Below are 13,483 nucleotides of genomic sequence, written 5' to 3'. Positions count from 1 at the left end.
GGAGAATGGTATGAAGGTAGCTATTCTTGGTGCAACAGGGCTTGTTGGACAGAGATTTGTTCAATTGCTTTCAAATCATCCATTTTTTGAGATAACAGCTCTGGCAGCTTCTGATAATTCTGCGGGAAAAAAGTACAGAGAAGCAGTTCAATGGCGCTTGAATGTTCCTGTAGCCGAAAAAGCAGGAGATATGGTTTTAAAAAAATGCACACCTGATATAGATTGTGATTATGTGTTTTCTGCTTTGCCTTCAGATGTTGCAGGCGAAATTGAGGAGGAATTTGCAAACGCAGGATACATTGTTTTCTCAAATGCCGCAAGCCATAGAATGGACGAGGATGTACCTCTAATTATCCCTGAAGTTAATCTGGATCATTTGAAAATAACCGAAACTCAAAAGAGAAAAGGAAAAATAATCACCAACCCTAATTGCTCAACGATAGGTTTTACAATGGTTCTTAAACCCATAATGGATAGATTCGGTATAGAAGAGGCAAATGTTGTCACAATGCAGGCTATCTCTGGCGCGGGATATCCCGGTGTACCATCTATGGATATAATTGACAATGTTGTGCCGTTCATAAAAAATGAGGAAGAAAAAATCATGACCGAATCAAAAAAAATACTTGGCAGATTGAAAGATGGAAAAATATACCCGGCGAATCTCGATATTTTCGCACAGTGCAACAGGGTAGCCGTTGTTGACGGTCATATGCTATCTATAACTATCAAAACTCAGGAAAAGGCCACTTTAAGTGAAATTGTGAGAGCTTTTGAAGATTTTCAACCACTTAAAGGAATGTATCTTCCAACCGCACCTGAAAAACCTGTTTTTTATTTGACAGGAGTTGATTCTCCGCAGCCGAAGTTTCACAGAGATCTTGGTGGTGGAATGAGTGTCAGTGTTGGCAGGTTGAAACAGTATTCGAACAAACAGTTTGGGTTCGTTGCTCTTGTTCATAATACAATCAGAGGGGCTGCCGGGTGTGCAGTTCTCAATGCAGAGATTTATAATATTTTCAGGGGATAATCTGAGTGTCAATTACCCACCGCTTGTAAAAGCGGGAGCTTGAAAAAACCCTGATTGACTACCCTCAGCCAGGGGAAGTTGATCTTCCTATCGGGCTACGTTAGACAGTTGCACCCTATGATGCTGCTCAAGTTCCAGGCACTGTCGTACAGGTCTAAACAGTCCTGAGGGGTAGGGACAGTGATCTGCACATAACAAGCCTGTCTAACATTGGGGATGAGCACCTTACAGGGATAATCCCTTTATCGTCAAAAGACGATTGGAGTGATTGTGTGGTTTATGTAATTTCATTGGAAAGGAGGGAGCAGCGCATTCCTTTCCATTTTAAAGAAGATGGAGTCTCCTGCGCTGGTTTATGATGAAATTTGTTGTGTATGTATTGGTATCAACAGTTTTTCTCATCAGTTCAATGATTATAATTGATTCCACGATGAACCATGCAAAAGCTGTATGCGAAGAGATTGAAAACGACATAGATTTTTTCATGACGGTAGACTTTCTCAGGATCGACTTCTGGTCTAAATCGGTTTCGTCAGCAGCTGTTATGGAAAACAAGCTGGCTTTTGAAGAGATAGTGGATGATAAGATGAAAGTTGTTAATTATTTGGTTCAATACGACAGAGAAGAGAAACTCTACAATTTGAAACGTGTTGCGCACGATGGAGTGAATGTAGTATACAGATCTCAAACACCTATTTATTTCAAGAGGTCTTCAGACGATGTTTGGACTTTATGTATTGAAAAATTCGAATTTGATATGATTGCATCAACTCCCTCAGAGCTTCGAGGATCTTATAGAATACCGTATATGTTAAATCCTAAATTGCTGTATGTGAGGGAAAAGTGATTACTTTTCTTCTATTTTTGGTTTTTCGAGAAGTTTGAATTTTCTCTTCAATTCTTTTATGTTCATTTCTTTGAGAACAAGGCTTCCAAGAAAATATTGAAAAGGTAGCCATGTCACATGGCCGGTTGGGATAATGTATTTTTTCGGTTTTCCAAGCGCCTGCCATAAGATTTTCCTTGTTTCTTTGGGAAGAGCACGGTCAAAAAGGGCTTCTATGAAAACCATTTTTTGAGGTTGAGTGTACTTGGCGTATGCGACAGGGTCGATTTTTAATAAAGGATGGATGTCTGATTGGAGCATCTGCTGAATGCTTGAAAAAGATGAAAGCCTGTCGATATCTTTTTTAAAGTTTTCTATCAATGATTTTTCGTCATCCATTCTATTTTCTTTGCCCAGACCACGGGCTATATCCCTTCTAAAGTAAGCTAAGGTTGGTGACTTCCACATAAGTGTGGCAACATCTCCACCTGAGGTTATGACAATTGTCCTGTCAAAATCCTCACTCAGGGCGGTTAAAATTACTGAAATCATTCCCCCCAGGCAATAACCAACCAAACAATTGTTGTTATGCCACCAGTTGTTTTCTTTGGCAAGATCGAGTACAGTGAGAGCATCTACTACAGCGTGTTCCCAGAAACGTGTCATTTTCTCGATGTCAGCCGAAAAATAATCTCTACCACTTACGGAACCGTTTGCCGTACGTGTGAAATTCCCCGGAAGTATCGGAACAAAAGTTGTTACTCCAGCACTTGCAATATGTATTGCCATCCACAGCAAAAAGGGTATATTTATGGTTCCAAGGCCATGAAGGAGCATCAAAGAGCCGACGGGTTTTTCTTTCGGTTCAAATTGGTAAACTTCGACAGTTTCGGTGCCCGGAAAAGGTTTTTCGTACAGCGTGGGGAATTTCATAACAGATGCCCTGAAATTTTTCCCTTTCATTATGTATCCACTCGAAAATGATGGTATTTTTCTGCTGTATTCAAAGCTCACCATAAGAATAATCATCTCCAAGTTTTTCCGAAAGTTTTTCGAGCGAAGATCTGTCAAGTATTTTTATTTTCCTGCCATTTTGAATAAGAATACCTTCTCTCTCAAACTGCATAAACACTCTCGAGACAGATGGTCGTGGAACAGCAAAAAATCTGGCTAATTCTTCCTTGCTAACAGGCAAAATAAATTCATCTTCTTTTGCGTGTTGAACAATGTATTTTGCGATTCTGCTTCGCAGAGTTCCAAAAGTTAATTCGTGAAGTTTTTTTGCCAGAAAGAGTAGTCTATCTCCCATATCGCAAAGAAGGTTTTTCAAAAATTTCTCGTTTCTCTGACAATAATCGAGTATTTTATCTTTTCTGATAAACAAAATCCTGCAATCTGTCCTTGCAACTATGTCTACAGGAAGGACGGCATCAGTTGAAAAAAGTACAGCAGAAGCAAGAACGTCTGGAGATTTGATGGCCTCAAGTTGTAATATCTTTCCTTCTTTATCTTCCATGTAAGTAACCACTTCTCCTGAAAGAAGAAGCATCAGATAATCGCATGTTTCTGTTGCATGAGCTACGTATTCGTCCCTGGCGAATTTTTGCAAAACCGGCCGGGACCTCTTAAAAAGGTCTTCAATTTCACCTATAGTCAAACCTTTGAACAATTTTGTCTTTGCCAGAGCCTCAATTAATTGATTCATTCTGTATCATATGTTACCGCAAAAACGAATATATATTTATATTCTTCTTAAAGAGGTGATTTCTTGAGGGATAAGAAACAAATTGTCGAAAAACTCATTTTAAAAATATATCAAAATCCAAAAAAAGAGATTCTTATCAGGCATCAACTCAACAAGATTTTTCGTGAGCTCACGCCTCTCGATGTTCTTCAAATAGAGAAAGATCTTATTTCAATGAATTTGCCAAAAGGTGTTGTAGAGCTTCTCTGTGATGTAAAATTAATGAAATTGCTTTCAATCAAAAAACGCTGAAAATATTGATTTTGGATGAAAGAAGTTCTCATACAGTTAATTTCTGTGATAGAATCACTTTGAGGTGTTCGAGATTGTCTCTCTTAGACATGATAAAAAGATTTTTAGAGCTTTCTATAACAGGTTTTATAGCTGTTATTATGGCAATTACACCAAGAGAGTATATAAAGGCCAGGTTAGCATTAATGTTTGGAGATCAAACTCCAAAAAAAGTTGGTCGTGTTTCTTTGAATCCATTTGTTCACCTCGATCCTATAGGTACTGTTACTTTTATTTTTCTTGATTTTGGCTGGTCCAGGCCAGTGCCAATCAGACCTTGGAATTTGAGAGGAAAGAAAAAAACATTTCTTTTTGTTTCTCTAAGCGGTCCTGCAGTTGGTGTGTTGTGTTTTGTAATATATGGTTATCTTGCAAACGCTGCTGCAGTTGAGAACAAATATGTCTTTGAAACACTTTATAAAGCTGCAAAGTTTAGTCTTACTTATTCATTGTTTTCACTTTTTCCTATACCGCCACTCGATGGTTCAAAGGTTCTCGGAGCACTTCTTCCTGAAAATTACACAGAATGGTATCTAAAATACGAAGTTTATGGTGTCCTGTTTATGCTTGCCTTACTTGTTTTATGGATTATGCCACTTGTAATGAATCCTTTTGTGGATTTTATAGACAAGTTGACGAATCTTGTGACCAGTTGAAAGGAGCATAAAAATGCTGGTGATCAGATACCCTGCATCTTTGAATGTTATCAGGAAGCTCAAAACATCTGACATAGTTAAATATACCGGGAAATTGACAGTTCTGAGCAGGCAGGCACTTGAAAGGATTATATTTTATGAAAGGGCTGAAGGGTTGATCCCCGATTTTATGAATGGTGAATTGATCTGTTTTGGCAGCATTAAGGAAGGTTTTTTGAATATACTATCCGCCAGGGATTTTGAAGATTTATTTGAAAAAATTTTTCTCTTTGGGTCTGTCGGGATTATTTCCAAAGCTAATTCGGCTAATCCTTTTTATTTCAAGAGATACGGGAGAGTTATGTTTACCGCTATGGAAAAACCTGTTGCAAAATCTTTTAAAATACTTGCCTATTCAGATTTGAAAAGTAATGCCGTTATGGAGGTTGAAGTTGAAGATTTACTTATGCGGGTTACTATAGATTCGAGAGGAACTACAAAGCATGTTGAGGTAGAATGAAAGGTAGCTATATTTTGCTTATTGAAGTTGATTAGTCAATTGAGCTAATTGTTCGTAAAAACAAATGGTTCCTCAGAGAAGGTATCTACGTCTATGTCGGATCAGCTATGAATGGTATTTGGCAAAGAGTTTCCAGGCATTTACGAAAAAACAAGAAAAAGCACTGGCATATAGATTATCTTCTGAAATTCGCGAAAATCAAAGCCGTTGTAATGTATCCGGGAAAACGAGAAGAGGAACTTTCCAGAACTTTGAGCAAGTATTTTGAAGGTGTTCAAGGATTCGGAGCGACTGATCTGAGATTAAAATCGAATTTATACAGAGTGGAAAACATAGACAGTTTTTTTGGTATAGCCAAGGGATTTCTAAATCAAGATGATTGAAGTTTCAAAATCTTTTTTTCAATCTCTATAAAGCCGGGATTGAACATACCTTTCTGACTTTGTTCTATCTTTATTTCATCCACAATTGTAGCTGGTTGGCCTGCTAAAACGTATATCTTTTCAGCTATACTTACTGCTTCTCTTACATCGTGAGTGACAAGTACAGTACTGATATTAAGTTTTTTGATAATATTAGAAAAATCTTCTATAAGCTTTGTTTTTGTGAGTAAATCAAGACTCTGAAACGGCTCATCAAGGAGCAACAGTTCTGGTTTTATGCTTATAGCACGCGCAAAGTTAACCCTCTGCTTCATACCGCCGCTTAATTTGGTTGGTCTGTAATTGTGGAAAGACTCCAAGCCAACTAATTTTAAGGCGCTCAAAGCTGTTTTTTTCTCATTACAGACGAAAAGTAAATTGTCAAGCACAGTATACCATGGTATCAGCCTGTCTTCCTGGAAAACGTAACCAATCCTGTTTGTGGATTTTTTAATTTCCCCGGATGATGGCATATCAAGCGAAGCAATGATTCTTAGCAGTGTGGTTTTTCCACAACCAGATTTTCCAACTATCGCAATTGATTCTCCTTCGTAAAAAGTCAGGTTTATATTTTTTAAAACCCGTAGTTTTCCAAAATCTTTTGAAACGCTTTTAAGCTCAAACAGCTTTTTCACCAAAGAATCGCTCCCAGATATTGTAAAATATTATTTCCAGCAACAGACCGAAAAATATCGCACTTACAGTATGGGCAAAAACCTTCGGTGTATCCACATAAAATTTTGCCTGGAAGATTTGAAGTCCAAGTCCGCTATCGCCTATGAGATATTCGGAAACGATAGCAGCTTTCCACATTGTTCCTATGCTTATATTTATAGCTGAAAGCAGAAATGGCAGAACGGAGCCGGCGTATATATATTTAAACATCTTTGGCCGTGGGACATTGTAAACTTTGGCCATTTCGATTAATTTGATATCCACTGATCTCACACCTTCAGCCACGTTGAAAATTACAACTGGCAAAAGTGTCATGAATACGATAAAAACCACACCTTTCCATCCTATGCCCCACAACAATATTACCGTGCTGAGCCAAGAAACAACAGGAACAGATCGGAGCACCATTAAAACAGGGCGTAACAGTTCAAACAGCGCCTGAAAAATTCCCACAAAGAAACCAGTAATCAAACCTATCAGCAAAGCGAGGAACAGCCCCAGAAAAGCTTTGTAGAAAGTTTGAAGTAATTGTATAAAAAGCTTTCCGCTTTTTATGAGTTCAATGATTTCTTCAAAAACATCAGCTGGTGCAGGAAACACCAGCGATGATTTAAAAAGAAAAGAAACTGCCTGCCATATGAAAATCAAGAGAATGAATCCAATGAGAAGCCACTTAAAACGCGAAGAATTCATCATCAGGTATCTCAGGTATTGCAACTGGTTCTATCTGATTCACAATTTTCAGATATTCTATAATCTCTTTCTTTGATTCTTTTGCTGTTTTATATTCATAAATGGTTCTTCCAAGTGATTCTTCAATTACCAGCGGGTTGATATTTCCAAGATATTTTGACGAAAGCTGTATGACCTCCTGTTTATTATTCATGGCATATTCTATAGATTTTTTTACATTCATAAGCACCTTTAATATTTCGCCGCTGTTTTTGAGTAAATCTCCTCTCACAAAAATACCTGTTATGGGGACTCTGGGTGGAAGTTGAGTGATTTCTGCCCATATTTCCTGCATATCAAATACGATTGAAGCTGATGCATTTCGGATAGCCAGAGTTACAAATGGTTCAGGAAGGACCGATATTTTGACTTTTCCTGCACTCATTAATGCGACTATTTCGTTTTGCGCTGCATATTGGATCTTTACATTCTGCAAACCATGTTTTTCAATCAAAAGCCTTGTCAAAACGTCCCCTGTTTGCCCTTTTCCTTGTGGAGTATAGATTTCTTTTCCATTAAGATCTTCTATGGAATTTATCTGTACATCCTTAGCAACCATATAAAATCCGCTCCAGAGGGTCACAGCTGCTAATCTCAAGTCTACTCCTTTCAGATAAAGTGATGTCCCTATCGAAACAGGTAAAATCACCATATCAGCTGTTTTAGCCGTTATTTGAGCATTAACCTGGTCAAGAGTTCGCCAAAAATCTATTTTTATAGAATCTTCGGTAGCTATTCTGTTTTCAATGAGAGCGGCTACGCTTATGACAGTAGGCCCGGATGGTACAAGTAATGTAACAGAAAAACTTGCTGTGAAAACCAATGTCAGCAACGCCAATAAAAACACTTTTTTCATATTATCGCCTCCCGTATTTATTATAAAACAAAGCGGCGGGCAAAACCCGCCGCAGATTCAATATAAAATAATTCAAGCCATGGCTTTCTCGTGTATTTTGGATTTTTTCGATCTGTCTACGTATGTCGTATGCAGCAGTTCGTGAGACACATGGCTGAGTGGATGTTCCAGAAATTCTTCGTAAAGTTTCTTTATAGAAGGATTTTCGTGAGATTTTCTTATCGTGCTTCTTTCGTCAATGGTGTAGATACCTTCCATTCTTCTTGTCAAAACATTTTTATCAAGGCTCTTAGGCTGTCCTCCACCACCTATACAGCCAGCTGGGCAAGCCATTATTTCAACAAAATCGTAGTACACTTCTCCGGAAGTAATTTTATCGAGCAACTTGCGAACATTCGCACCACCGTGGGCAACAGCAACTTTTAATTGCTTGCCATCGAAATCTATAGTGGCTTCTTTTATGCCATCAAAACCTCTAACATTTGTGAATTCAACTTTTGGAAGAGGTTTGCCCAATCCCAGCTCATAGGCCGTTCTCAGAGCGGCTTCCATAACACCACCAGTTACACCGAAAATCGCAGCAGCTCCAGTAGATTCTCCAAGCGGACTATCATATTCTTCGTCTGGCAAAGAGGCATAAGGTATTTTCTTCATTTTGATTAACTTTCCAAGTTCTCTTGTTGTCAGGACTATATCGACGCCAGGCATACCATTCACCATGTGTTGTGGTCTGATGATATCATCTTTTTTCGCCGTGCACGGCATAATGGAAACTACCAGAATATTTTCTGGATCAATACCTTTTTTCTTTGCAAAATATGTTTTCACAAGTGGACCAAGCATCTGGTGTGGTGATTTGGCAGAGGATAGATTTTTAAGAAATTGGGGATAGAGCTTTTCTGCCATATTCACCCACGCAGGGCAGCAAGAGGTGAACATTGGGAACGGTCCCCCATTTTTAAGCCTTTCAAGAAACTCTGACCCTTCCTCCATTATTGTTAGGTCCGCTGCAAAATTTGTATCAAAAACATAGTCAAATCCAAGTTTTCTCAAAGCTGCAACCATCTTTCCTGTTGAGATACTTCCCGGTTCAAGTCCGAACTCTTCACCAAGTGCGACTCTTGTAGCTGGAGCTGTTTGAACAACAAGAACTTTATCGTGCCTTTCCAATTCTTCAAGTACTTTTCTCACATTGCTGTTTTCTGTAATTGCCCCAACCGGGCAGAAAGCCGAACACTGTCCACATGCAATACAATCTGTTTCATAAACGGGCATCTCAAAAGCAGTTTGAGGAAGCGTCTCAAAACCTCTATCTACCATTGAGTAAATATCCATTCCCTGAAGTTCAGAACAAGCTCTTACGCATCTACCACAGACAACACATTTTTCAAGATCTCTTATTATTGATGGGGAACTGTCATCATAGACGGTACTTGTTTTTTCTTCGCTTGGAAAAAGATCCTGAATATCATAGCGATAAATGAGGTCCTGAAACTCACAGCGACCATTTACTTCACATGTCATGCAGTCTTTTGGATGTCTTGAGAGAAGAAGAGCCAGATTGAACTTCACAGCCTTTTCCACTCTGTCTGTCTTTGTTTTAATTTTCATACCATCTTGAACTTTTGTAGCACAGGCCGGTTGAAGGTTTCTCGCCCCTTCAACCTCTATGACGCAAACCCTGCATGCGCCAGTCGGTTCAAGTCTTGGATGATTACAAAGTGTTGGAATATAAACACCTGCGAGGTTACAAGCTTCCAGAATTGTTGCACCTGATGGAACCTGGTGTTGCTTTCCGTTGATCTCTACTAACACGCTTGCCACTGTGAACCCTCCTCGCGAACAGTCTTGTTAAAGTATTCACATAAAGTATAACACAAAAAGGCATCCAGCGGATGCCTTTTTATTTAACAGCCTCTTTTTGAAGTTGTTCTTTTGCAATTTTGACATATTCACTAAACGCCGGTGGGTCATTTATCGCAAGTTCGGCGAGCATTTTTCTATTGACCGAAATATTTGCAAGTTTCAGTCCATGCATCAACTGGCTGTATTTTAAACCATTCTGTCTTGCTGCTATATTAATTCTTGTAATCCACAAACTCCTGAAATCACGTTTCTTCAGCTTTCTACCGGCGTACGCATACCATTTTGCTCTGTAATAATGTTGTTTAGCCAGTCTGTATCTTCTTTTTATAGCACCCCTGTAACCTTTTGCAGATTTTAAAAATTTCTCTCTTCTTTTCTTTCTCGCATGCACTGATCTTTTGATTCGCATGGTTTGCTTCCTCCTCTCACTTTACGCCAAGAAGCCTTTTTACTCTCTTTTCGTCACCTTTTGCCAGAGCATCTTTCTTTCTGAGCACTCTCAGGGCTGAACGTCTTCTCTTACCCGTGGTATGTCTCGTGCGAGCATGGTTAAACATGACTTTGCCGCTTTTTGTGATCTTAAACCTTTTTGATGCTGTTTTGCTGACTTTCATCTTACACTTTGCCATGTTTTTTGACCTCCCTCAATTCTTTGGTTTGAGTTGCATCCACATGTCCCGACCTTCAAGTTTGGCATCTGTTTCAACAGCAGCAATATCGCTGACATCATTTGCTATTCTCTCGAGAATCTGCTTACCCTTTTCTGTAAAGGTAATTTCCCTTCCCCTGAACATGATTGTAACCTTTACCTTATCACCGTTTCCAAGAAATCTTCTTATGTGCTTTAGTTTTGTTTGGTAATCGTGCTCGTCGATTTTCAGCCTGAATTTCATCTGCTTGATTTCCTGCTGTTTCTGCTTTTTTCTTGCTTCTTTCTGTCTTTTGGAAATCTGGTACATATACTTGCCGAAATCCATGATTTTCACGACGGGTGGATCACCATTTGGGGAAACAAGAACCAGATCTAGTCCTTTTCTTCTTGCAATCTCCAGAGCCTCTCTGGAAGACATTATGCCAAGTTGTTTTCCATCAGAATCAATTACTCGAACTTTTGAAAATCTGATCTGTTCATTCTTCAACAATACCTGTTCTTTATCTATGATCTCTACCTCCTTATTAAAAAAATATGCGGGCAAACGCCCGCCTCCCATTACGGCCTGATTTTTTTTAAACCCCTTCGACTCTGTCTCGGGGTGGGAAGCAAGGCTTCCTCTTGCTCTGGTGGGCCGTGCAGGATTCGAACCTGCGACCCCCTGATTAAGAGTCAGGTGCTCTACCAGCTGAGCTAACGGCCCATTTCCCTGGTGCCCCTGGGAGGAATCGAACCTCCATTTGCGGATTAGGAATCCGCCGTTCTATCCTTTGAACTACAGGGGCACCGCTTTTTCATTTTATCATTTTACAAAATAGCTGTCAACAGATTAGACTTTCCCCAACATACGCATGCGTTCTACCCGGGTATTTTTTCCATAATATAATATACGATTGTGAAAAATTCACAAATGGAGGATATCTCGAACTTTCTGAGAGTTTCAAACAAAACAGGCGAATGTTTTCTTGAAAAAATATTCTTTTTTGCGGTTTTAACTTAATGGTTACCTTATAGCATCTGAATTGTAAATCTTGAATTCAATCAATTGTATGAGATAGAAACTGCTTGGCCATGATTTTGTCCTGTTCTATAAATTCTGCGTAAAATTTCACTCTTTCTAGAAAATCTTTTTCATTTATCAACCCTCTGCTTGTATAAACACTGGTCAATTTTGTGGGAATTTTCAGGTCTGAAAATCTAAAGCCCATTTTTTCTTTCAAAAGGTATTTCATACCATGTACAATTTTCGAAATTTTTATCAATTTATTAGCATCTACATCGTATCCAAGAATTTTTAAGCCTTTTTCTATAACAGGCATGTTGTACGTCCCTCGAGCGAAGAGGCATGTTACAAGGCAATTAGTAAGGTTCCTGATAAGGGATTCTTCGTACATGAGTTTTGTTTCTTTCGAAGGGTCGTTTTGCCTTCCTAAAAATTTTTGATCTATACTGTATCCGGCGCAATCTAAATGAGAATGTCTTACACCAACTGAGTATCCGACAAAAGCATTTATGCCTGTCATATAACCAGGAGCTTCGTTTTTATTAAAATGAATAGCAAAATCTTCTCCCCCATATTTTTTGGCGCAATAATATACTCCTTTTTCAAGATCTTTGTAAAATTCATTTGATTCATCAGATATGTTCTGCAGAACTTTCAGATATGTATTGCTGTCGCCAAAGCTTAGAACAATCCCATTGGTATGTGCAAGGTTGATTATCCCTTTTTGAAAAGCTTCAGTCGCCCATGCCAGAGTGACGCCTATACTTATCGCATCCCAGCCCTGTTTTTCTATGAACTGAAGAAGTTTTAAGATGTCCTCCGCTTTTGATATGCTTAGATTGGATCCTATCGAATAAATAAGTTCATGGTCGTATGACACTTTTATAGTTTTGTACATATGTGGATCTGCGAAGAGTTCTCTCAATGTTGCAACGTGGATACATCCAATTGGACAATGTGTACAGGATATCTGCTGTACTAAAAAATTATCGGCAAAGTTCTGACCACTTATTTCTCCAGCACTTTCAAAAAAGCCCTGCGAAAAGTTTCGTGTTGGCAACCCGTGGATCTCTGACAAAGGAATGACATTTGCAGCTGTGCCAAGGTCTCTATATTTGTAAGTTGTTTCAGAATAAGCGAGTGTCTTGAAAAGTTCATTGTAAAGAGATTGATATTCTTTTTTATCTTCAATATGAAAATATCTATTTCCGGATATAACGATAGCCTTGAGATTTTTAGACCCCATCACTGCTCCAAGTCCAAGTCTACCAAAGTGCCTTGAACTGTCTACTGTAACACAGGCTATGGGTGATAATCTTTCTCCAGCAGGTCCTATTCGAATTATGCTTTTTTTGCCTTTTCTTGTATCTTCTTTTTCGCGAAGAATTCTTTCTGTTGAAAGGGCGCTCCTACCCCAGAGTGATTTACAACTAACTATCTCAACACGTTCGTTGTCTACTGATAAATATGCGGGTTTTTCAGATTTGCCCGTTATTTTCAAGACATGGAATCCTGATGCATACATTGCCATGGAAAGTCTTCCACCGGCGTGGGACTCTCCTAAATCTCCAGTAAGTGGCGATTTGAATAAAGCAACAGTCTTTGAAGCACTTGGGAACCAGTTGTTGAAAGGACCTATCCCCAGAAAAATCGGGGCTGACGGAGAAAGTGGGTCGAGTTTTTCGTCGAATTCAGAAAGGGCAAGATAAGTTAACACGCCCGTTCCGCCTATGAATTTTGCAAACAGATCAGATATATCTTTCACTTTAGCCTTACCTGTGCAGAGGTCTATCTCAAGCATTTTGTACATTTGTTACCACCTCTTGCATATCTAAAACGTTTGTCGGGCAATACATAACACATACCCCACAGTGATAACAGGGTAACGGCATCTGGGTTTCATCATCCCACTGAAGAGCACCCGCACTGCAAGCTTTAACACATCTCATACAGTGAGTACATTTTTTTCGGTCTAATTCAACGCCATATCCTTTTTTTGATAGCTTCAGCGCTCCGGTCGGGCAAATTTCAGCACATTCTGGCTCGAGGCATGCCTGGCATATTCGAACTGAAAAAGCACCTTCAACACCCGGGTAATTTTTCACCCTCATAGCAGATTTTTCTATGCCAATTATGTTATGCCATGCCCTGCTACATGCATACATACATGAATAACACCCTATACATCGTTCTCTATCTTTGACAACAAGTTTTTTACCCACGTGACTCCC

The 13,483-nt window shown here is 39.1% G+C and carries 17 protein-coding genes and 2 tRNA genes; 6 read left to right on the top strand and 13 right to left on the bottom strand.

What is annotated here, in order from left to right; translation table 11 throughout:
* The first annotated feature begins 10 nt into the window (after positions 1-10).
* Both asd and TLET_RS06960 read left to right on the top strand, forming a co-directional pair.
* Positions 11-1,030 carry an aspartate-semialdehyde dehydrogenase gene (gene asd / locus TLET_RS06965; protein WP_012003393.1) on the top strand — a complete coding sequence of 340 codons (1,020 nt, stop codon included), beginning with the start codon at positions 11-13 and terminating at the stop codon, positions 1,028-1,030.
* A gap of 355 nt (positions 1,031-1,385) precedes the next feature.
* Positions 1,386-1,877 carry a hypothetical protein gene (locus TLET_RS06960; protein WP_012003392.1) on the top strand — a complete coding sequence of 164 codons (492 nt, stop codon included), beginning with the start codon at positions 1,386-1,388 and terminating at the stop codon, positions 1,875-1,877.
* On the opposite strand, the gene TLET_RS06955 is transcribed toward TLET_RS06960, so the two are convergent.
* Together TLET_RS06955 and TLET_RS06950 are read right to left on the bottom strand one after the other, a co-directional pair.
* Positions 1,878-2,873, bottom strand: coding sequence for a dienelactone hydrolase family protein (locus TLET_RS06955; RefSeq protein WP_012003391.1), 996 nt, complete (start codon positions 2,871-2,873; stop codon positions 1,878-1,880). It lies immediately after the preceding gene.
* Positions 2,860-3,561 (bottom strand): Crp/Fnr family transcriptional regulator, encoded by a 702-nt coding sequence (locus TLET_RS06950; RefSeq protein ID WP_012003390.1) that lies wholly within the window; start codon positions 3,559-3,561, stop codon positions 2,860-2,862. The genes TLET_RS06955 and TLET_RS06950 overlap by 14 nt, the downstream gene beginning before the upstream one ends.
* A gap of 63 nt (positions 3,562-3,624) precedes the next feature.
* On the opposite strand from TLET_RS06950, the gene TLET_RS06945 reads away from it, so the two are divergent.
* The 4 genes from TLET_RS06945 to TLET_RS06930 all read left to right on the top strand — a co-directional run bounded on the left by TLET_RS06945 (position 3,625) and on the right by TLET_RS06930 (position 5,429).
* Complete coding sequence (locus tag TLET_RS06945) at positions 3,625-3,852, top strand: DUF438 domain-containing protein (protein ID WP_041428434.1); 228 nt, start codon at positions 3,625-3,627, stop codon at positions 3,850-3,852.
* Positions 3,853-3,941: 89 nt separating this feature from the next.
* A complete protein-coding gene (locus tag TLET_RS06940; protein WP_041428604.1) occupies positions 3,942-4,547 on the top strand; it encodes a site-2 protease family protein in 606 nt (201 codons plus the stop codon).
* A 13-nt stretch (positions 4,548-4,560) separates the two neighbouring features.
* Positions 4,561-5,046 carry a hypothetical protein gene (locus TLET_RS06935; RefSeq protein ID WP_012003388.1) on the top strand — a complete coding sequence of 162 codons (486 nt, stop codon included), beginning with the start codon at positions 4,561-4,563 and terminating at the stop codon, positions 5,044-5,046.
* A gap of 38 nt (positions 5,047-5,084) precedes the next feature.
* Complete coding sequence (locus TLET_RS06930) at positions 5,085-5,429, top strand: GIY-YIG nuclease family protein (RefSeq protein ID WP_012003387.1); 345 nt, start codon at positions 5,085-5,087, stop codon at positions 5,427-5,429.
* Here TLET_RS06930 and TLET_RS06925 read toward each other — a convergent pair.
* The 11 genes from TLET_RS06925 to TLET_RS06875 form a co-directional block, all read right to left on the bottom strand.
* Positions 5,417-6,103, bottom strand: coding sequence for an ABC transporter ATP-binding protein (locus TLET_RS06925; RefSeq protein ID WP_012003386.1), 687 nt, complete (start codon positions 6,101-6,103; stop codon positions 5,417-5,419). The genes TLET_RS06930 and TLET_RS06925 overlap by 13 nt on opposite strands.
* Entirely contained in the window at positions 6,087-6,839 is a 753-nt protein-coding gene (locus TLET_RS06920; RefSeq protein ID WP_012003385.1) for an ABC transporter permease, read from the bottom strand. Before TLET_RS06920 ends, TLET_RS06925 begins: the two co-directional genes overlap by 17 nt.
* The gene (locus TLET_RS06915; RefSeq protein ID WP_012003384.1) at positions 6,817-7,731 is read right to left on the bottom strand and encodes an ABC transporter substrate-binding protein; all 915 of its coding nucleotides are present in this window, start codon (positions 7,729-7,731) and stop codon (positions 6,817-6,819) included. Before TLET_RS06915 ends, TLET_RS06920 begins: the two co-directional genes overlap by 23 nt.
* Positions 7,732-7,803: 72 nt before the next feature.
* Positions 7,804-9,555: an NADH-dependent [FeFe] hydrogenase, group A6 gene (locus tag TLET_RS06910; RefSeq protein ID WP_012003383.1), complete on the bottom strand. Its 1,752-nt coding sequence runs from the start codon at positions 9,553-9,555 to the stop codon at positions 7,804-7,806.
* 79 nt (positions 9,556-9,634) lie between these two features.
* Positions 9,635-10,006, bottom strand: coding sequence for a 50S ribosomal protein L20 (gene rplT, locus TLET_RS06905; protein WP_012003382.1), 372 nt, complete (start codon positions 10,004-10,006; stop codon positions 9,635-9,637).
* A 16-nt stretch (positions 10,007-10,022) separates the two neighbouring features.
* On the bottom strand, positions 10,023-10,226 hold the full coding sequence (gene rpmI / locus TLET_RS06900; RefSeq protein ID WP_012003381.1) for a 50S ribosomal protein L35: 204 nt from the start codon (positions 10,224-10,226) through the stop codon (positions 10,023-10,025).
* A 15-nt stretch (positions 10,227-10,241) separates the two neighbouring features.
* Entirely contained in the window at positions 10,242-10,793 is a 552-nt protein-coding gene (gene infC / locus TLET_RS06895) for a translation initiation factor IF-3 (RefSeq protein ID WP_012003380.1), read from the bottom strand.
* Positions 10,794-10,876: 83 nt separating this feature from the next.
* Positions 10,877-10,952: transfer RNA gene (locus TLET_RS06890), tRNA-Lys, on the bottom strand.
* Positions 10,953-10,959: 7 nt separating this feature from the next.
* Positions 10,960-11,034: transfer RNA gene (locus tag TLET_RS06885), tRNA-Arg, on the bottom strand.
* Positions 11,035-11,286: 252 nt separating this feature from the next.
* Positions 11,287-13,062, bottom strand: coding sequence for an aldehyde ferredoxin oxidoreductase N-terminal domain-containing protein (locus tag TLET_RS06880; RefSeq protein WP_012003379.1), 1,776 nt, complete (start codon positions 13,060-13,062; stop codon positions 11,287-11,289).
* Positions 13,046-13,474 (bottom strand): 4Fe-4S binding protein, encoded by a 429-nt coding sequence (locus TLET_RS06875; RefSeq protein WP_012003378.1) that lies wholly within the window; start codon positions 13,472-13,474, stop codon positions 13,046-13,048. Before TLET_RS06875 ends, TLET_RS06880 begins: the two co-directional genes overlap by 17 nt.
* Between the last annotated feature and the right edge of the window lie 9 nt (positions 13,475-13,483).

The organism is Pseudothermotoga lettingae TMO (assembly GCF_000017865.1).
In the GTDB taxonomy this organism is placed as follows: domain Bacteria; phylum Thermotogota; class Thermotogae; order Thermotogales; family DSM-5069; genus Pseudothermotoga_B; species Pseudothermotoga_B elfii.
Note: the sequence above shows the minus strand (reverse complement) of the source record. Positions and strands in the feature narration are given on the sequence as shown.